Origin of the sequence: Kutzneria viridogrisea DSM 43870, from assembly GCF_000525635.1 — a bacterium.
Taxonomy (GTDB): domain Bacteria; phylum Actinomycetota; class Actinomycetes; order Mycobacteriales; family Pseudonocardiaceae; genus Kutzneria; species Kutzneria viridogrisea.
In genome coordinates this window covers 5,591,668-5,610,553 of record NZ_CP007155.1, presented here as the reverse complement: position 1 = coordinate 5,610,553, position 18,886 = coordinate 5,591,668, and the positions used below count along the sequence as shown (strand labels likewise).

The following is an 18,886-nucleotide window of genomic DNA, read 5'->3' as shown; positions in this document are numbered from 1 at the left end:
CACCTTCGCGACCTCGGCGAGGCGTGCCATGAAAGTGCCGTTCCTTGCGTTCGACGCAAGGAACGGCACTTTCATGGCCTTTTGAGCGGGGTTGGTCAGCGCGCCAGCTTGTCCAGCCACTCCAGCAGTAGGGCCGTCTCGGCGGGGGTGAGCGCCTCGGGTTGGTCGGCGCGCAGCCGCGCGGCGAGTTGCAGCACGCTGGCCGCCCCGTCGTGCTGCGCGGGGCTCGGGGCCTCGGTGAGCAGCGAGGCGTGCACGGCGTCGCGCACGCGGTGCGACAGCTCGGGGTCGGTGTAGGTCTCGGACTGCGTCACCAGGTTCAGCGCCACCCCGATGTTCGTGGCCATGATCACCTGTGCGGCCGTGTCGGGGTCGACGCGCAGCCTGCCCGCCTCGGCGCAGCGCACGAGTACCTCGCGCAGCAGGCCCATCGCCTCGGCCGCGGCGTTGGGCACCGCGCTGAAGCTGGGGGAGAACATCAGCCGGTACACCGCCGGGTGGGCCCGGGCGAAGGCGACGTGGGTGTCCCAGCCGGTGCGCAGGTCGGTGACCGGGTCGGCGGAGGGCTCCGCGGCGCGCTTGGTCGACAGGTAGCGCTCGAACCCGTAGTCGACCACGGCGCTGAGCAGCCCGTTCTTGTCCCCGAACAGCCGGTACAGCATCGGCGCCCCCACGCCAACGGCCTCGCACACCGCGCGGGTGGCGATGTCCCGGTCGGGCGAGGCGTCCAGCAGGGCCTCGGCCGCCTCCAGCATCTGTGTGCGCACGTCCATGAGCCCATGTTAGCGCAGTTACGACTCTGAGATAGCGCGGATACGAATCCGGGTGTAGCGTCGTTACCAGTCGAACGGAACGGCGATACGAGGAGTGGGTTCCATGACCGGCCAGCAGCGGGTGGCGATCGTGACCGGGGCGTCGGGAGGTATCGGCAGGGCGGTGGCCGAGCGGCTGGCCGCCGACGGCATGAGCGTGCTCGTGCACTACGCGGGCAACCCGGCCCGCGCGGAGGAGACCGTGCGGGCCATCACCGAGGCGGGCGGCACGGCCAGCGCGGCCCGTGCCGACGTGGCCGAGGAGTCGGAGGTCGCCGCCCTGTTCGACCTCGCGGAGCAGCGCTACGGCGGGATCGACGTGGTGGCGCACACCGCGGGCGTCATGCACCTGTCCCCGCTGGCCGACCTGGACCTGGCGGAGTTCGACCGGCTGCACCGCACCAACGTGCGCGGCACCTTCGTGGTCGACCAGCAGGCGGTGCGCCGGGTCCGCCAGGGCGGGGCGATCATCAACTTCTCCACCTCGGTGGTCAAGATCGCGCTGCCCGGCTACGCGGCCTACGCGGCGACCAAGGGCGCGGTGGACGCGATGACCCTGATCCTGGCCAAGGAGGTGCGGGGCCGCGACATCACCGTGAACGCGGTGGCACCCGGCCCGACGGCGACCCCGTTGTTCCTGGACGGCAAGGACCAGGCCACCGTCGACCACATGGCCTCCATGGCCCCGCTGGAGCGGCTGGGCGTGCCCGAGGACATCGCCGAGGCCGTGTCCTTCCTGGCCGGTCCGGCCCGCTGGATCAACGGCCAGGTCATCTACACCAACGGAGGGATCATCTGATGTCGAGCACCATTGTGATCACCGGCGCGTCCAGCGGCTTCGGCGCCATGACCGCCCGTGCCCTGGCCGATGCCGGGCACACCGTGTACGCCGGGATGCGCGAGACCACCGGCCGCAACGTCCCCGCCGTGGCCGCGGCCGAGCAGTACTCGGCACAGCACGGGGTTCGGCTGCACGCGGTGGAGATGGACGTGTCCGACCAGGACTCGGTGGACGCGGCGATCAACCGGATCCTGGCCGAGTCCCACCGGCTGGACGTGGTCGTCCACAACGCCGGGCACATGGTGCTGGGTCCGGCCGAGGCGTTCAGCGTGCGGCAGCTCGCCGCCGTGTACGACACCAACGTGCTGTCCACGCAGCGGGTCAACCGCGCGGCCCTGCCGCACCTGCGTGCCCAGCGCGACGGGCTGCTGGTCTGGGTGGGCTCCAGCAGCAGCCGGGGCGGCACCCCGCCCTACCTCGCGCCGTACTTCGCCGCGAAGGCCGCCGAGGACGCGCTGGCCGTCAGCTACGCAGCCGAGCTGGCCCGCTTCGGCATCGACACCACGATAGTCGTGCCGGGGGCCTTTCCCAGCGGTACCAACCACTTCGCGCACTCGGGGCGGCCCGAGCACACGGCGGTTGCCGAGCAGTACGAGCAGCTCTACGCCGACCTGGCGCAGGTGCCCGAACGGCTGGCCGCCATCACCCCGGCCGAGGCCGACCCGGTCGAGGTGGCCCGCGAGATCGTGCGCGTGGTGGACCTGCCCAAGGGACAGCGGCCGTTCCGGGTGCACGTGGACCCGGCACGGGACGGCGCCGAGCAGGTCTTCGAGCTCGGCGACCGCATCCGCACCGAGTTCTACGAGCGCATCGGGTTCCCCGACCTGCTCTCGCCCCGTTAGCGGCTCGCCTCGGAACTGACCGTGTCTCGCCGGCGACCACCCAGTCACGCCCGCCGACGCGGGCCGTGTCATGAAAGTGCCGTTCAAGACACCGGATGTCCCGAACGGCACTTTCAGGACACCGCAGCCTCGGCCCGGACTGGATACCAGGTCAACGATGCGCGACGCCCCGCTAGAAAGTCGTGCAACGGCGCCAGTGCACCAGTTCCTCGACGGCGCCGAACACCTGGACTCGCGGATCGTCCACCCCGATCCGGTTGGTGAGCACCAGTTGCAGGTCCACGGCCCGGCCGCGCACCGCGACATCGGCCTTGCCGTGCGTGTGCTCCCAGCTGATCCCCTCCGGCACGCGGTGCACCAGCCACTCGCCCCCGTCCAGGTCGGTGGCGTGGAAGTGCAGGCTCTGGCCGGTCCCCGGCAACTCCGCCAGCCCCGGTGACATCCGCACGGCGATCAGCGCGGGCAGCAGCTCCAGGAACTCGGTGATGCCGTCGGCGGCCAGCGCCGGGTCCACCTCGTAGCGACCACCGGTGGTGAACGCCGCGTCGGCCCGGTGCACCACCGTGTCGTGCGCGATGCGGCGCAGCCAGTACCCGGCGCCACGGCCGGTCGGGGTCCACACCCGGGCGTGCACCCCGACCTCGGCCACCGCCGAACGCAGCCGCTCGGCCCCGTCCAGCAGCCACTGCACGTGCTGTGCGGGGTCCTGTGGCGGCTCGGCCTCGTTCGGCAGCGGCTGCTGGGCCCCGCTGGACACGATGTCGGCTGCCCAGTGGTGCGCGCGGCCCACGTGCGTGATCAGGTCGGCGAGTGTCCACTCAGGACAGGTCGGCACGCGTCGCGCGGTGTCAGCCCCCGCGACGGCCTCGACGAACCTGGCCGCCTCCGCGGGCATCTCGGTCAGGTAGTGCTCGTACCCCAGTGCTGTCACGGGCAGCAGCGTATTACCGGGCCATCACCCGGGACAGCTCCTCGTAGCTCAGCCCCGTCGCCGGTGCCGTGCCCGCCAGCAGCCCGGACATCGCCTGCCGGGCGGCGTCCCAAGCCACGCGGGCAAGGCCCGAACCGGTCGACACCCGGCGCACCCCCGCCGCGGCCAACTCCGCCAGCGAGGGCATGCCGGGCCCCGCGAGCACGTTCAGCGGGGCGCCACCGAGTTCGCGCAGCACGCTCGGCAGTTCCTGCCACGGCAGACCCGGCGCGAACAGGCACGACGCGCCCGCGTCCCAGTACCGCAGCAGGCGGTCGACCCCCTCGGCGTGGTCCCCGCCGCCCGACCACCAGGTGTCGGTCCGCGCGTTGATCACGATCGGCACCCCGGCGTCCTCGGCCGCCCGCCTGGCCTGCGCGACGCGGTCCGCCGCCTGCTCCGCACCGTGCAGATCGGTGCTCGGGTGGGCCGTGTCCTCCAGGTTGACCCCGGCCACCCCCACCTCGATCGCCGCCCGCACCGTGCCGTACACGTCCTCGTAGCCGCCCTCCAGGTCGGCCGAAACGGGCAGGTCCACCGCCCGCACGACTGCCCCGACGGCCTCGATCATCGCCTCGGCCCGCACCAGTTGGCCGTCCGCCGCACCCAGTACGGCGGCCACCGCCGCGCTGCTGGTGCCGATCGCCGACACCTCGGGCAGCGCCGCGAGCAGCCGCGCGGAGGGCAGGTCCCACGCGCAGGGCAGCACCAGCAGCCCGCTCTCGTGCATGTGCCGGAACTTGATCACCTTGTCGGACATGGCCCCACCGTAGGCCGTGCACCTGTCGGCCGCCGCCGACACGTGGGCCAGGCCGCCTGAGCCGCTGGTGTCATGAAAGTGCCGTTCACTGCGTTCAACGCAGTGAACGGCACTTTCATGGCATCGCCCGCCCTGGTCTATAGTTTGGACGGGACGGTACCGTTCCGTCCATTTGGAAGTGATCGGAGTCGCCTCATGTCAGGACCACGCCGTACCGCCCGCGACCTCGTCACCGAGGCGCTGCGGCTGCTGCTCGCCAAGGACATGGCCGGGTTCGCCGGGCTGTGGGCCGCCGACGGGATCCTCGAGTTCCCCTTCGCCCCGGCGGACTACCCGCAGCGGCTGGTCGGCCGCGATGCCATCGCCGACTACCTGCGGGACTACCCCGACCACCTGGACGTGCGGGCGATCACCGCCCAGACCGTGCACGACACGACCGACCCCGAGGTCGTCATCGTCGAGTTCGAGGTGGCGGGCGAGGCGGTGCGCACCGGCAGGCCCTACCAGGTGCGCTACATCGCGGTCGTCACGGCACGCGAAGGGGAGATCGTGCACTACCGCGACTACTGGAGCCCGCTGGCCGCCGCGGAGGCGTTGGGCGGGCTGGACGAGCTGACCGCCTCCTTCGCCGGTGGGGAGCCGAACGCGTGAGCGTGTTGGTCACCGGCGGAACCGGCACCACCGGCAGCAGGGTCGCCGCCCAGTTGCGCGAGCGGGCAGCCGCGGTGCGGATCGCCACCAGGACACCGGCGGACGGCGATCCCGGGCAGGTGCGGTTCGACTGGGCCGATCCGGCCACCCACGGCCCGGCACTGGTTGAGGTGCAACAGATCTACCTGGTGGCCCCGATCGGCGAGGCCAACCCGGTGCCACTGGTCGAACCGTTCCTGACCGAGGCGCTGCGGGCGGGCACGCGGCGGGTGGTGCTGCTCAGTTCGTCGGCGATCGGTGAGGGCGATTCCGGACCGGGCGCCCTGCACCGCCTGGTGCGCACGAGCGTGCCGGAGTGGACCGTGCTGCGGCCGTCCTGGTTCATGCAGAACTTCCTGCACGAGCACCTCATCGCCGTGGGCATCCGGGACCGCGGCGAGATCGTCACCGCGACCGGTGCGGGCCGGGTCGCCTTCGTCGACGCCGCCGACATCGCCGCGGTCGCCACCCGGGCGCTGCTGGATCCCTTGCCGCACAACACCGAGCACGTGATCACCGGGCCGGAGGCCCTCAGCTACGCCGATGCCGCCGCGGTGATCGCCGGGGCCACCGGCCGACCCATCCGGCACCGGCCGGTCAGCACCGCCGAGATGGTCGACAGGTTCCTCGCCGCCGGGATCCCGGCGGAGTTCGCCGCCGTGCTGGCCGGTCTCGACGAGGACATCCGGCACGGTGCGGAGGACCGCGTCACCTCGGTGGTCCCCGAGATCACCGGACGCCCCGCCCGGTCGTTCGCCGAGTTCGTCTCGGCGCACCGGGCGGCACTCGGCGGATAGCCCCGCTGTCAGCGCCGGGGGCCGCCACCGTGCTCGCCTCGGTCGTCTCGTGCACGTGGTCGTCGCGGCTCAGCGCGGAACCGCCAGGTGCACGGTCCACCCGCCGTCCGGGTCGGGCCCGGCCCGGAGCGTGCCGCCGAGCAGGGCGACGCGCTCGCGCATGCCGATCAGGCCCATGCCGCTGCCGCTGGCGACCTCGGCGGGCGCCTCGGCGGTGGCGGGCGCGTTGGCGACGGTGAGGGACACCTGGTCCTCGGTGCAGGTGAGGGTCATCGCGCGGGCCGCGCCCGGTGCGTACTTGGCGGCGTTGGTCAGCGCCTCCTGCGCCGCGCGGACCACGGTGTGCGCGGCTTCCACGGTCACCGCCCCGGGTTCCCCGACCACCTGGAAGGCGACGGCGTCACCGTTGGCCATCAGGCGCAGGGTTTCGGTCAGGGGCAAGGTGTCCTCGCGCAGCGCGTGCACCGCGCGCCGGGTGTCGCCGATGCTGTTCACGGCCAGTGCCCGCGCCGTGCGGATGGCCTGGACGGCCTCCTCGCCCCGGCCACTGCTGTTGAGGGCGTCGGCCATGTCCAGTTGCAGCGCGATCCCGGACAGGGAGTGCCCGAGCACGTCGTGGATCTCGCGGGCGATCCGGCCGCGTTCCACCAGCGCCGCCTCCCGCGCCTCGGATGCCGCCGCCCGCTGGGCCTGCAGCGCCGCCCGCCGGGCGCTCAGCACGGCGTTCACCTGGTCCCGGCGGGAGATTCCGATGTAGACGGGCAGCCCGACGGTCAGCGTGAGCCACCAGGGCCACTGGCCCGGCGCCGAGGTGACCTGGGTGACGACCCAGGTCGTGGCCGTCGCGGTCAGCGCGCCGAGGACCGCGACCGCGACCGCGGCCCGCCGGGACGCCAGCTTGGCGCCGGCGGCGGCCGAGGCGAGGAAGGCGAACGCGGCCGAGACCGAGGTCGCGTGCGCGAGCGGGAGCAGGACCGCCGCGCCCACCGCGTAACCGGCCAGGAGACCGGCCCGGTGCCAGGGACGCAGCCGGGGCCACGGGAACAGGGCGCTGATCGAGAGCGCCGAGACGACCGCGAACAGCGACAGTGCCAGGACCGGGGCGATGAGCTGTGCGCCCGGCAGTTCCACCGCGGTCACGATGATCACGGTGACGGTGGCGAAGGGGCGGATCAGCGCGTCGTGGAACCGGTCCAGCCGCGGTTGAGCCGGACTCGGTTCGCGCGAGGTCACGGTCCGGGCTCCTTCGCTCACCGACGGAACTGCTGCTGGGTACCGGTACTCGGGGTGGGCCCGGTGTCCGAACCGTACTCGGCGTGCGGCGTGCCCGCCGGTGCGGTCCGCCCGTTCCTGTTCTGTTGCAGGCTGTCCAGCCAGGGGGACAGCTGGTGCGGTGCGCCGTCCTTGCCCTTGGCCCACAGGATGCGGCCTTCGCCGCGCACTGCCTTGGCCAGGACCACGAGGCCCTCCACGAGCATGCCCGCGCCCAGGGTCAGCAGCAGGCTGTTGCCCAGCGCGGCGGCATCCTGCGGGTCGATGGCCCGCAGCACGAAGTTCGCCCCGAACTTGACCGCCAGGTTCGCCACCCACAGCGCCACGGTGACGCCGGTGTACTGGACGAACGCGAGACCGTCCCGTGCCGAGACGCGCACGCTCGCACCCCGCAGGGCCCCGATCACCACACTGATCCCGGCCGTCAGCACCAGGAACAGGATCGACAGCGGGGACTTGAGGTCGGCGGAGACCTGCGACAGGCCGATCGCCCCCAGCACGGCGGGCAGGACCAGCATCCGCTTGGCCTCTGCCGGTTCCCCCATCATCCGGCGGACCAGCACGTAACACACGGCGGCCAGCACCAGAACGATTTGGACGGGACTGCTCATCGCGTTGCCTCCTGGCTGTTCGGACTGCGCATCGCAGTGATCCGAACGCTAGGCACCGGCGGCCGGGAAGTCCTGGGACCAGCGCCGTATTCCCGGGTGGAGAAACGCCTCCACCCGGGACCGCGCGGGCCTCAGGCGCGCAGGGCCTCGAACGCGGACCTGGCCGCCGAGCCGATGGCCAGGTCGATGTCCTGGGCGACGGTGGCCCGGCGGGTGGACCTGGTGAGCGCGGCGATCGCGACCCGGTCGCCGGAGTCGGCCTCGACCACGCCGATCTCGTGGCGCAGGTGCAGGAACGTGCCGGTCTTGCCGCTGACCCGCACCGTGTCGGTGCGCAGGTCGCTGGCGAGCCGGTGGGTGAAGACCTGCAAGGACATCAGACGCCGCAGTTCCGCCGTCGCCGCGGGCTCGCTGATCCGGTCCAGCCAGACGCGGTGCAGCAGGTCGACCAGCGCCGCGGCGCTCGCGGAGTTGGCGTGCGCGGGGTCGAGCGTCTCGATCGTGTGCTGCCCGGAGCGGTCCGACTGGATCGCGAGCTCCAGTGCCAGCCCGAAGTCGTTGCCCGCCACCCCGGCCGCGCACTCGTACATCCGGTGCAGCCGGTGCCTGACGTGGATGTCCGCGCAGCCCCAGGCGCGCAGGCTGCCGGTGAGCCCGTCGATGCCGATCAGGTCGAGCAGCACGTCCGAGCTGGCGTTGTCGCTGACGGTCAGCATCATGTGCACCAGGTCGCCGACCGCCAGCGTCGCCGGGTACCGGAAGGCCGAGACCCCGGTGGAGCCCAGGCTGCTCGTCGCGGGATCGACGGTGATCTGGCGTGCCGGGTCGAGCGCCCCGGACGCCACGCGTTCCAGCACGGCCAGCGCGAGCGGTACCTTCACCACCGAGGCCAGTGGGATGGCAACGTCCACGTCGAACCCGAACTGCTCGCCGGTGTCGAGGTTGCGGGCGAGCAGGTGCCCGCGGACACCGGCCCGTGCCCACTGCTCGGCGATCGACTCCGCGAGCGGCAGCAGGTCGGGTGTGCTGGCGAGGTACGCCGGGTGGGCCGTCATCCGCGCATCGCCAGCCGGGCACGCGCGTCCGTGCCCTCAGGACGTGCGCCCAGCGCGCTGCCCACCGCCGCGCCGAGCAACGGCATCAGCCAACTGGCCGTCCCCGCCGCGCTCGCTTTGCCGGACCGTCCGGGGGCATGGCTGAGTTCGTAGCTCCTGCGGATCGCGGTGTCGGCCAGCGGGGCCCAGGACACCTGGTGCCGCCGTGCGAACTGCTCGGTGCACAGCAGCAGACCGTCACCGGCGAGGGTCTGGGCGAGCGCGGTGGACGCGGCCGAGGTGACGCGGATCCACGCCTCGGGCAGACCGGATCGGGCCGCCGCCTTGCGCAGGTGCTCGGTGAGGTGCGAGACATCGTCCTCGGGGGTGACCAGCAGGGTCGGCCAGGCGGTGCGGTCGGCGCCTCGCCGGGGCCGGAGGCTGTCCAGGTGCACCGGCCGCCCACCGCGGGCAACCTCGCCCGGTGCGGCCGAGGACAGCCCGAGCGGCACGTCGAGGGCGCCCGTGCCCGGTGGGACGCGCACCAGGGCGAAGGTGAGCGAGCCTTCGGCCAGCGCCGTCGCCCGTGCCCCGGCTGGCAGTTCGTGCACGTTGATCGCGATGCCGCGCTCGGCGGCGGTGCGGATGACCCGAGCCAGGGCCGGTGGGTCGCAGTCCGGCGGGACGCCGAGCGTGCGCACCGCGGAGGTCCGCGCGGACTGCGCCACGGCACGCAGCCGCTCCGTCCTGCGCAGCACGTCCTGGGCGTACGGCAACAGGACGGCGCCGAAGTCGGTGACCTCGATCTGGCGGCGGGACCGGTCGAACAGGTCGCCGCCCAGGTGGTCCTCCAGGGTCTTGATGCGGCGGCTCAGCAGCGGCTGCGCGATGGCGAGCTGCTCGGCGGCGCGGGAGAAGCTCAGCTCTTCGGCCGTGGCGACGAAGGTCTCGAGGTGCACGAGCAGGTCCACCACCGACTCATATCAGAAAGGCATGGGTCGTTCAACTTTGTCTCTTGGACATGTGATCAGGTGGGCTGGTTGGCTCGATGGCACAGCGACCCCGACCACTGGAGTGACAGATGCTGTGCACCAAGGCAGGCGCGCCCGTCCCGGCCTTGCGCGGTTCCCGCTGGAAGCGGCTCGGCGTGACCGTGCTGGCGGCCTCGGCGCTGCTGGCCTCGACGGCCTGCGGCACGGGAACGGCCTCGGCGGGCCAGGATCCTCCCCAGAGCAGCGGGACCCCAGCCGCGCCGAGCGGCCTGGAGCGGCAACTGAAGGAGCTGGAAGCCTCCTCCCACAAGCACATCGGCGCGTTCGCACTGGACACCGGTACGGGTAGGACCGTCGGTTACCGGACGGACGAACGCTTCCCGTCCCTGTCGACGTTCAAGGCGGTGGAGGCCGCCGCCATCCTGGACAAGGCACGCCGGTCCGACCCCGGACTGCTGGAGCGGACGCTGCACTGGACCCCGGACAAGGAGGTGCCGCTCGACGGCTCCACGGTCAACGGGCACGGTGCCGCGGGCATGACCGTGTCCGAGCTGGCCTCGGCGGCGGTGACCGCCAGCGACAACACCGCGGCCAACCTCCTGATCGAGCAGATCGGCGGCCCGGCGGGCCTGACCCGGTACTACCGCTCGCTCAACGACCCGGTCTCCCGGCTGGACCACACCGAGCCCGCGCTCAACCTCTGGCAGCCCGGGGAGGAGCAGGACACCACGACCCCCGCGGCCATGGGCCGCGACCTGAACCAGATCAGCCTGGGCAGCGCGCTGACCGCCCAGGACCGCGAGATCCTCAACGGCTGGCTGCGCTCCTCGAAGACCGGGGGCGAGCGCATCCGCGCGGGCCTGCCCAAGGACTGGGTGGTCGGCGACAAGACCGGCACCATCAACGCCTACGCGGGCGCCAACGACATCGCGGTCGCCTGGCCGCCCTCGCACGCCCCGCTGGTGTTCACGGTCTACACCTACGGGCAGCAGGGTTCGACCATCGACAACAAGGTCCTCGCGACCGTCGCCTCCGCGCTCGCGCGCGAACTGGGCGTCACCTCCTGACCGCGGCCTCCCACCGCTGACGCCAACACGTGCCGTCCGGGAGCAATCCCGGACGGCACGCGGGGTGCGGGGGTCAGCCGGCGAGCTTGCCGCCGAGGCTGGCCCACGCGGAGTAGTTGCCCTGGGCGTCGTTCTGCCAGCTGGCGACCACGTCGCCGTTCTTGCCGTGGGCGAACAGGACGCGGGCCCCGGCCGGGCCGGTGGCCGAGACGTTGCCGGTGATGTTGCCGCCCAGCGAAACCCACGGCGAGTAGTCGCCGAGCGCGGTGTTCTGCCAGCTCGTCACGACGTCGCCGCCGGTGCCCCGGGCGTACAGGATCCGCGCGCCGGGGTCGCCGAGCACGGTGACGTCACTGGTGATGTTGCCGCCCAAGGAGGTCCAGGGGGAGTAGTTTCCCTGGGCGTCGTTCTGCCAGCTGGCGACGACGTCCCCGTTGGTGCCTCGGGCGTAGAGCACGCGGGCGCCCGGGTCGCCGACGACCGTGACGTTGCCGGTGATCGAGCCGCCGAGGGAGGTCCAGGGGGTGTAGTCGCCGAGGTTGCCGGTCTGCCAGCTGGTGACGACATCGCCGCCTGCGCCCCGGGCGTAGAGCACCCGTGAGCCCGCGTCGCCGACGACCGTCACGTCACTGGTGATGTTGCCGCCCAAGGAGGTCCAGGGCGAGTAGTCGCCCAGCGCGGTGTTCTGCCAGCTGGCGACCACGTCACCGCCGGTGCCGCGAGCGAACAGGACGCGGCCACCGGGCGGGCCGGTGACGGTGATGTCACCGGTGATGTGCCCGCCGAGGGAGGTCCAGGGGGAGTAGTCGCCGAGTGCGGTGTTCTGCCAGCTGGTGACGACGTCCCCGTTGGCCCCGCGGGCGAACAGGATCCGCGAGCCGGGGTCGCCGACGACGGTGACGTCGCTGGTGATCGAGCCGCCGAGGCTGGTCCAGGGGGTGTAGTCGCCGAGGTTGCCGGTCTGCCAACTGGAGATGACGTCCCCGCCGGTGCCCCGGGCGAACAGGACACGTGAGCCACCCTCGCCCGCGACGGCCACCGGCACGTGCACGGTGGACGTGCCCGCGGCAGTGCCCTGGGCGAGGACCGCGTTGACGATGGTCTGCGCGTCCTCGGCGTTGGGCTGGTAGCGGTCGGGGTAGGCGGAGCGCTCCACGCCTTGGGCGACCTCGCCGACGGGCTTGGTCTGCCAGGTGTTGTTGGGGTAGGTGCGGGACATGGTGCTGAGGAACCAGCGGACTTCGTAGTTCACGTCGGTGCGCTGCGCGAAGGTCCCCTTGTCGGCGAGCATCTGGAACAGGCCGACGCTGGTGGCGTCGCCCCCGTTGAGGTTGAGGATGCTGGTCTCCACGATGGTCGCGGCGACCTCGATCACGGCGGCGTGGCTGTTGTACCCGGCGTTGAGCGTGTTGGTCACGATCGCTCTGGCGCAGGAGGCCTGTTCGGCGGACAGGCCGCCGGACATCTTGGCGTGCAGCCTGCCGCGCAACGAGTTGGCCAGCGCGCCGTCCTGGGCGGTCGGGCCGCCAGCGTGGCACGCGGTGTAGCCGATGTCGGCCAGGGCACGCTGGTGCTGGGCGTAGGCGCTGTCCTGGCTGGCTGCGCTGGGTGCGGCGGCGGCGACCCCGTTCAGGCCCACCACCCCGGCCAGGGCCAGACCGGCTGCCACGGCACCGCGGAACTTGGCATTTCCTTGCGTAGACACAGTTGTCCCCTCTGTGGAATTCGGAATTGCTTGCTGTGGAGCGGATCAGCCCGCGAGCTTGCCGCCGAGGCTGGTCCAGGGCGTGTAGTCGCCGAGCGCGCCGGTCTGCCAGCTGGCGACGGCATCGCCGTTGACCCCGCGGGCGTAGAGGATGCGAGAGCCCGCGTCGCCGACCACGGTCACGTCGCCGGTGATGTTGCCGCCCAAGGAGGTCCAGGGCGAGTAGTCGCCGAGCGCGGTGTTCTGCCAGCTGGCGACGACGTCGCCGTTCTTGCCGCGGGCGAACATCACGCGGGCTCCGGCCGGGCCGGTGACGGTGACGTTGCCGGTGATCGAGCCGCCGAGCGAGGTCCAGGGCGTGTAGTCGCCGAGGTTGCCGGTCTGCCAGCTCGTGACGACGTCGCCGCCTGCGCCCCGGGCGTAGAGAGTGCGGGAACCGCCCTCGCCGACCACGGTGACGTCACTGGTGATGTTGCCGCCCAAGGAGGTCCACGCGGAGTAGTTGCCCTGGGCATCGTTCTGCCAGCTGGCGACGACGTCGCCGTTCTTGCCGCGGGCGAACATCACGCGGGCTCCGGCCGGGCCGGTGACGGTGACGTTGCCGACGATGTTGCCGCCGAGCGAGGTCCACGGGGTGTAGTCACCGAGGTTGCCGGTCTGCCAGCTGGTCACCACATCGCCGTTGACCCCGCGGGCGTAGAGGATGCGCGAACCCGCCTCACCCACGACGGTGACGTCACTGGTGATGTTGCCGCCCAGGGAGGTCCACGCGGAGTAGTTGCCCTGGGCATCGTTCTGCCAGCTGGCGACGACGTCCCCGCCGGTGCCCCGGGCGAACAGGACGCGGGCTCCGGCCGGGCCGGTCACCGTGACCTGCCCGGCGATCTTGCCGCCGAGGCTGGCCCAGGGGGAGTAGTCGCCCAGTTCGGTGTTCTGCCAGCTGGCGACCACGTCCCCGCCGACCCCGCGCGCGAACATCGTCCGCGAGCCCGCGCCCCCGGTGACCGACACCGTGGAACGCGCGGTGGTCTGCTCGCGCTGTACCGGGTCGTCGACGATGCGGTTGTACCGCTTGGGGGCGAAGGAGTTCGCGTAGTTGGCCGCCCAGGTGCGCTGCTCGGCGTTGTGCCCGTAGTCGTACTCCTCCAGTACCACCGGCTGGGTGTGCGCGGAGTCGTTCCAGCGCAGGAACAGCGCCACGTGCTGCTGGGTGGAGTCGTGCCGGAACAGCACGTCCCCGGCCTTGAGGTCGGACCGGGCGACGTCGTGCATGACCTCACCGAGATTGCCGGTCCAACGGGAGGTTCCCAGGTGCCAGGCCATCGAGACGTAACCCGAACAGTCCTGGCGGTAGGTGCCGTACTGGTTGGTGTGCGAGTCGTTCTGGCTGTAGGGGACGTGCTCGTCGATCCAGGACTGGGCGCGGGTCAGCACCTCGCTCCTGGTGATCTGTCCGTCCACTGTGGAGTTCGCGACCGCCGGTCTGGCCGTGGCGGCCAGTGCCGGGCTCGCGGTGAGCACGCTCGTCGCGGCCAGCCCGGACAGGACCACCGCGGTGGCGGCCAGGGCGGTGACGGTGCGGACGAGGGTGCGGGCAGGTGTGGTGTGCACGGTGGTGCCCTTCGTGGGAGTGATCTCCGCTGACGGGCAAAGGCTGCGTGCCGGTCATCAAAGAAAACTCAAAACCCACGTCAGAGCACCCCCGTGCGGGGTGGCTCAGCCCACGGCCCTGGCCACCGCCCGGCCCGCGGTGCGGCCGGAGAACAGGCAGCCGCCGAGGAAGGTGCCCTCCAGGGCGCGGTAGCCGTGCACCCCGCCGCCGCCGAACCCGGAGACCTCGCCCGCGGCGTACACCCCGGCCAGCGGCTCGCCCCCGGCGCGCAGCACGCGGCCGGACAGGTCGGTCTCCAGCCCGCCGAGCGTCTTGCGGGTCAGGATCGACAGCCGCACGGCGATCATCGGCCCGGCCTTGGGGTCGGCCAGCCGGTGCGGCTTGACCGCGCGCATGACCCGGTCGGTGAAGAACCGGCGCGCCGAGTGGATCGCGTTGACCTGCATGTCCTTGCCCAGCCCGGTGCTGACCTCGCGGTCGCGCTCCACCACGGTGCGCTCCAGTTCGGCCACGTCCACCAGGTCCGAGCCGGTCAGCGCGTTCATGCCCTTGGCCAGTTCGGCCACGGTCCGGCCGGTGATGAACTCGGGCGAGCGCCGGGCGAACTGTTCCACGGGGCCGACCGCCCCGGGCAGCGCGCGCTTGAGCAGCAGCGGCACGTCCTTGCCGGTCAGGTCCGGGTTCTGCTCGGAGCCCGACAGCGCGAACTCCTGGCCGATGATGCGCTGGTTGAGCAGGAACCAGGAGTGGTCGTGGCCGCCCTTGACGATGTGCTCCAGCGCGCCGAGCGCGTCGAAGCCGGGGAACAGCGGGATGGGCAGCCGCCTGCCGGTGGCGTCCAGCCACAGCGGGGAGGGGCCGGACAGGATGCGGATGCCGTGTTTGCCCCAGATGGGCGCGAAGTTGTCGATGCCCTCCGGGTAGTGCCACATCCGGTCCTCGTTGATGACGTTGGCCCCGGCCGCCGCCGTGACGCCGATCATCTTGCCGTCCACGAAGTCCGGCACGCCCGCGAGCATGTGCTTGGGCGGGGTGCCCATGGACTTGGGCCAGTTGCGGCGGACCAGGTCGTGGTTGCCGCCGATGCCGCCACTGGTGACGATCACCGCCTGGGCACGCAGCTCGAAGTCCCCGACCACGGTGCGCGAGCTGGGCGCGGCGCGCTCCACGGTGCTGGGTTCGAGCACGTCCCCGCGTACCCCGTCCACCACCCCGCCGGACTGGGTGAGCTCGGTGACGCGGTGGCGGAACTTGAAGGTCACCAGCCCGCGCTCGGCGGCCTCGCGGACCTTGCGCACGAACGGGTCGATGATGCCCGGGCCGGTGCCCCAGGTGACGTGGAAGCGCGGCACCGAGTTGCCGTGCCCGTCGGCGAGGTAGCCGCCGCGCTCGGCCCACTGCACGAGCGGGAACCAGCGCACGCCCATCGCGTGCAGCCAGGCCCGCTTCTCCCCGCTGGCGAAGTCCACGTAGGCGTGCGCCCACTGCCTGGGCCAGTGGTCGCACTCGCGGTCGAAGGCGGCCGAACCGAGCCAGTCCTGCAGGGCCAGCTCGTGTGAGTCGCGCACGCCAAGACGGCGCTGCTCGGGGGAGTTGACCAGGAACAGCCCGCCGAAGGACCAGAACGCCTGCCCGCCCAGTGACGCCTCGGGTTCCTGGTCGAGCAGCAGCACTTTGCGCCCCGCGGCGGCGAGTTCTGCGGTGGCGACCAGTCCGGCGAGACCGGCGCCTACGACGATCACATCAGCGTCATGGGCCATGGGGCGATCCTAGTGCGCTGTCCTGCACCCGACGCGGTTCTTGGACACCGCACTGGGACTTTCCACTCAGGACGGAGGCCACCCAGCGGACCAACTCCGCCCGGGCCGCCCCGTCGGGTGCGGGGGAACGGTCGAGGACCAGCGCCCAGTGCGTGCCGGGGGAGGAGTCGAGCAGCAACTCGTCCCCGGCCTGGTGCCAGGGCACGTCGGACACGACCTGCGGGGCGAAACCCGCTGGTAGGTGCAGTGCGGTGGGGGCCGAACCGGTGCTGCCCCGCCAGAGCAGCACGCCGTACCGGCCCTCGCCGACCAGCGCCTTGGTCGCGGGCAGGGAGTCCGGCACGGGGGCGAAGGTCAGTGCCTGCTCGCCGTCACGTGACCGGTCCTCGTAGCTGAAGCCGAGCAGGTGCCCGGCCACCGCCTTCGGGTACAACCGGTCCAGCAGCCGCTGGTCCTGCCGCAGCAGCACCGTGCCGTCCTCCGCCGTGCGCACGGCGGAGAAGTCCTCACCATTCCACGCGTCGGCGGCGGTGATCACCTTGTCCGGGTTGTCGTTCATCAGCTCGTGGTGCCGCCCGCTGGCGGTGTCCCAGTGCCACTGGGTACCCGACAGCACGGCGCCCACGGGATGCGCCCACCAGTGGCTGCCCGCCGCCGTGGAGTCCAGGGCCTGGTACAGCGCCTTGTCCACGGTCGGCGCCTTGTCGGAGGTGAACCCGGTCAGCGGGTGGCCGAACTCGGTCAGCACGGCCGCGGTGCCCAGCGCCTCGGCCCGGCCGCGCACCGCGTTCAGGTCGGCGGTGTACTGCCCGTCCCCGGCCTTGCCGGGCATCAGCACCCCGGACTGCGCGCGCGTGTCGTAGAAGTGCGAGTTGAACACGTAGCGCGGGCCGGGCACCCCGGCGTCCAGCAGGCCGCCGGTCTGCCTGACCAGGCCGATGGTGGAGTTCCAGAACAGGTTCGGCTCCACGAACGCCGGTTTGTCCTGCCAGCCCGCCGCGTCCATGCGCGCCCGGAACCGCTGGTAGAACGGCCACAGCAGGTCGCGCTCCCAGGACCGGCTGTCCTGGCCCTGGTCGTAGCGCCCGGCGTAGGGCTCGTTCCACGGGTCCATGCCCACGATCCCGGCGAACTCGGCCGCCGACAGGTGCGTGCGCAGGTACTCCATGGTGCGGCCCGCCTGTGCCAGGAACTCCTCCCGCACCCCGTCGCGGTTGTGCCAGAAGTCGGCGTTGGCTTGCTGCACAACGGAGTTCTGGGTGATGTTCTGTCCCCAGTGGACGCAGATCCCGCAGGACTCGTGCGGGTGCGGGGCCAGCGCCCAGGCCGGTGCCCCGTCGCCGGTGTACCAGCTGTCCCTGGCGAACAGCGCCCGGGAGACCAGGTCCTGGTGCCAGTCGGTGATCACCGCGAAGCCCTGGTCCAGGAACGCCCTGAGCTGTTCGGTGAGCCGGGCGTGGTAGTCCGGGTCGCTCTGCCCGCGCACCGGTTCGGCGGCGGCCCAGTTCAGCAGGAACCGGACCGCGTTGGCCCCGGTGAGCCGCCGCATCTCGGTGGCCGCCTGGCGGGCCTGTTCGGCCTCGGCGAAGGGCAGGCCGCCGTGCTCGCCGAGCTTGACCCCGCCGGAGACGTTGAAGCCGCGCAGCACCACCTCACGGCCCGCGCCGTCCACGAAGGTGTTGCCGCGCACGGTGATCGCGCTGGTCGGCGGCGGTGGGTCGGCCGGTGCCGGGACCACGGCGAGGCTCGCCACCAGTACCGCTGCGACCGCCCGCATCCACGCCCCCAGGCTAGAACGTGAAAAAAATTCTTACCGGACGGTAGCCAGGGGGTGCCGCGGCGTCAAGGCTCAGCCCGCGCGCTCCTCGCCGGGCTCCTGGGGCGCGGTGGTCAGCGAGGCCGCGCGCAGCGCCACCTCCAGCTCGAACCGGCTGTCCGGGTCGCGCAGCTGGTCGCCGAACAGGCCCTCCACCTGGCGCATGCGGTAGCGCACGGTCTGCGGGTGCACGCGCAGCCGGGCCGCGATCTCCGGCGCCCCGCCGCGGGTCTCCAGCCAGGCCAGCAGGGTCTCACCCAGCCGCTTGTGCTGCTTGTCGGTCAGCGGCTGCAACGGGGCCAGGCGCTTGCGGATCAGCTGCTCGACCAGGAACTCGTCGGTGAGCAGCCACAGCGTGGACAGGTGGTCGGAGCAGTGCACCGGGGAGCTGGCCTCGATGGCGTTGCGCTGCACCAGTTCCCTGGCGACCTGGGCCTGCCGGTGCGACTTCGCCGCGTCCGAGGTGGGCACCACGGGGCCGATCACCAGCCGCCAGCCGGGCAGCGCGTGTTCGACCGGGGTCCACCAGTGCTGCCCGCTCGGCTCGGGCACGATCAGGCAGGGGTCCCCGCCCTCCAGGTCGATCAGCACCTCCTCGGGCAGGGCCGGGCTGATCGCGGGCTCCACCTCGGGCAGCCGGTCCAGCACGATCACGCAGACCTGCTCGGGCAGCGGCCAGCGGGCCGGTCCGGCCAGCTCGGCGATCTCCTGCCGGGAGGTGCCGGTGGGCGCCAGCAGCAGCCGCAGCAGCCTGCGCCGCCTGCGCTCCACCGTGCTGGCGGTGCGCGCCTGCATGTCGGCGTAGCCCTCCACCGACAGCGCCGCCAGCTCGTCGGCGTAGGCCAGCGCGGCCTCGCCCAGCGCCCACATCAGCTGGGTGGGCAGGCCGCTGCGCTGCCGGAAACGGATCATGTGCCGCCAGGCCACCCGGGTGCCGATCCGGTACGCGGCCTGCAACAGGTCCAGGCTGCGGCCCTCGCTGGCCTCCAGCCTGCCCAGCTGCCGGTACACCTCGGCCGAGGCGTCCCGCGGGGTGTTCGGGTCGGCGATGCGGTCCACGAACTGGGCGAGCGCCTGGTTGACGCCCAGCTTGATGGCCTGGCCGTAGCAGCCGTCCATCGGCCGGGCGTACTCCGGGATGGCGGCCCGGATGGTGTGGATGATGTCCTCGGCCAGCGCGGGCAGCTGCGGCCGGATCAGCGTAGCCAGCTCCTTGGGCAGTGCCTCGCCGAGAGGGCGGACCGTGCTCACTTGTCTCATCCCGGTGCTCCTTCCGGTGCGGACCCGCCCGGATCGACTGGCGGT

The 18,886-nt window shown here is 72.2% G+C and carries 17 protein-coding genes; 5 read left to right on the top strand and 12 right to left on the bottom strand.

What is annotated here, in order from left to right:
• Positions 1-95: 95 nt before the first annotated feature.
• Positions 96-773, bottom strand: coding sequence for a TetR/AcrR family transcriptional regulator (locus KALB_RS24975; protein WP_025358440.1), 678 nt, complete (start codon positions 771-773; stop codon positions 96-98).
• A 103-nt stretch (positions 774-876) separates the two neighbouring features.
• On the opposite strand from KALB_RS24975, the gene KALB_RS24970 reads away from it, so the two are divergent.
• Positions 877-1,611, top strand: coding sequence for an SDR family oxidoreductase (locus KALB_RS24970; protein WP_025358439.1), 735 nt, complete (start codon positions 877-879; stop codon positions 1,609-1,611).
• Positions 1,611-2,495: an SDR family oxidoreductase gene (locus KALB_RS24965; protein ID WP_035976982.1), complete on the top strand. Its 885-nt coding sequence runs from the start codon at positions 1,611-1,613 to the stop codon at positions 2,493-2,495. The genes KALB_RS24970 and KALB_RS24965 overlap by 1 nt, the downstream gene beginning before the upstream one ends.
• A gap of 172 nt (positions 2,496-2,667) precedes the next feature.
• On the opposite strand, the gene KALB_RS24960 is transcribed toward KALB_RS24965, so the two are convergent.
• A complete protein-coding gene (locus KALB_RS24960) occupies positions 2,668-3,426 on the bottom strand; it encodes a maleylpyruvate isomerase family mycothiol-dependent enzyme (protein WP_025358437.1) in 759 nt (252 codons plus the stop codon).
• A 13-nt stretch (positions 3,427-3,439) separates the two neighbouring features.
• Positions 3,440-4,225: an isocitrate lyase/PEP mutase family protein gene (locus KALB_RS24955; protein ID WP_042222458.1), complete on the bottom strand. Its 786-nt coding sequence runs from the start codon at positions 4,223-4,225 to the stop codon at positions 3,440-3,442.
• A gap of 195 nt (positions 4,226-4,420) precedes the next feature.
• Between KALB_RS24955 and KALB_RS24950 the strand changes: the two genes are divergently transcribed.
• Complete coding sequence (locus tag KALB_RS24950) at positions 4,421-4,876, top strand: nuclear transport factor 2 family protein (protein ID WP_025358435.1); 456 nt, start codon at positions 4,421-4,423, stop codon at positions 4,874-4,876.
• A complete protein-coding gene (locus tag KALB_RS24945; RefSeq protein ID WP_025358434.1) occupies positions 4,873-5,712 on the top strand; it encodes an NAD(P)H-binding protein in 840 nt (279 codons plus the stop codon). The genes KALB_RS24950 and KALB_RS24945 overlap by 4 nt, the downstream gene beginning before the upstream one ends.
• A gap of 69 nt (positions 5,713-5,781) precedes the next feature.
• Here KALB_RS24945 and KALB_RS24940 read toward each other — a convergent pair whose 3' ends face one another.
• The 4 genes from KALB_RS24940 to KALB_RS24925 form a co-directional block, all read right to left on the bottom strand.
• Positions 5,782-6,945 carry a sensor histidine kinase gene (locus tag KALB_RS24940; protein WP_025358433.1) on the bottom strand — a complete coding sequence of 388 codons (1,164 nt, stop codon included), beginning with the start codon at positions 6,943-6,945 and terminating at the stop codon, positions 5,782-5,784.
• Positions 6,946-6,962: 17 nt separating this feature from the next.
• The gene (locus tag KALB_RS24935) at positions 6,963-7,595 is read right to left on the bottom strand and encodes a DUF1453 family protein (protein WP_025358432.1); all 633 of its coding nucleotides are present in this window, start codon (positions 7,593-7,595) and stop codon (positions 6,963-6,965) included.
• Between the two features lie 131 nt (positions 7,596-7,726).
• On the bottom strand, positions 7,727-8,650 hold the full coding sequence (locus KALB_RS24930; protein ID WP_025358431.1) for a serine hydrolase: 924 nt from the start codon (positions 8,648-8,650) through the stop codon (positions 7,727-7,729).
• Complete coding sequence (locus tag KALB_RS24925) at positions 8,647-9,600, bottom strand: LysR family transcriptional regulator (RefSeq protein WP_025358430.1); 954 nt, start codon at positions 9,598-9,600, stop codon at positions 8,647-8,649. The genes KALB_RS24930 and KALB_RS24925 overlap by 4 nt, the downstream gene beginning before the upstream one ends.
• A gap of 110 nt (positions 9,601-9,710) precedes the next feature.
• Between KALB_RS24925 and bla the strand changes: the two genes are divergently transcribed.
• Entirely contained in the window at positions 9,711-10,688 is a 978-nt protein-coding gene (gene bla / locus KALB_RS24920; RefSeq protein ID WP_042220775.1) for a class A beta-lactamase, read from the top strand.
• 73 nt (positions 10,689-10,761) lie between these two features.
• Here the strand turns inward: bla and KALB_RS24915 are convergent, their stop codons facing one another.
• From KALB_RS24915 to KALB_RS24895, 5 genes are all read right to left on the bottom strand, one after another.
• Positions 10,762-12,393: a PLL family lectin gene (locus tag KALB_RS24915; protein WP_148309616.1), complete on the bottom strand. Its 1,632-nt coding sequence runs from the start codon at positions 12,391-12,393 to the stop codon at positions 10,762-10,764.
• Between the two features lie 45 nt (positions 12,394-12,438).
• Positions 12,439-14,004: a PLL family lectin gene (locus tag KALB_RS44215; RefSeq protein WP_025358427.1), complete on the bottom strand. Its 1,566-nt coding sequence runs from the start codon at positions 14,002-14,004 to the stop codon at positions 12,439-12,441.
• Between the two features lie 105 nt (positions 14,005-14,109).
• The gene (locus tag KALB_RS24905; protein ID WP_025358426.1) at positions 14,110-15,765 is read right to left on the bottom strand and encodes an FAD-binding dehydrogenase; all 1,656 of its coding nucleotides are present in this window, start codon (positions 15,763-15,765) and stop codon (positions 14,110-14,112) included.
• Positions 15,755-17,542, bottom strand: coding sequence for a cellulase family glycosylhydrolase (locus KALB_RS24900; protein WP_025358425.1), 1,788 nt, complete (start codon positions 17,540-17,542; stop codon positions 15,755-15,757). The genes KALB_RS24905 and KALB_RS24900 overlap by 11 nt, the downstream gene beginning before the upstream one ends.
• 72 nt (positions 17,543-17,614) lie before the next feature.
• Positions 17,615-18,841, bottom strand: coding sequence for a PucR-like N-terminal domain-containing protein (locus KALB_RS24895; protein WP_042220772.1), 1,227 nt, complete (start codon positions 18,839-18,841; stop codon positions 17,615-17,617).
• Positions 18,842-18,886: the final 45 nt, after the last annotated feature.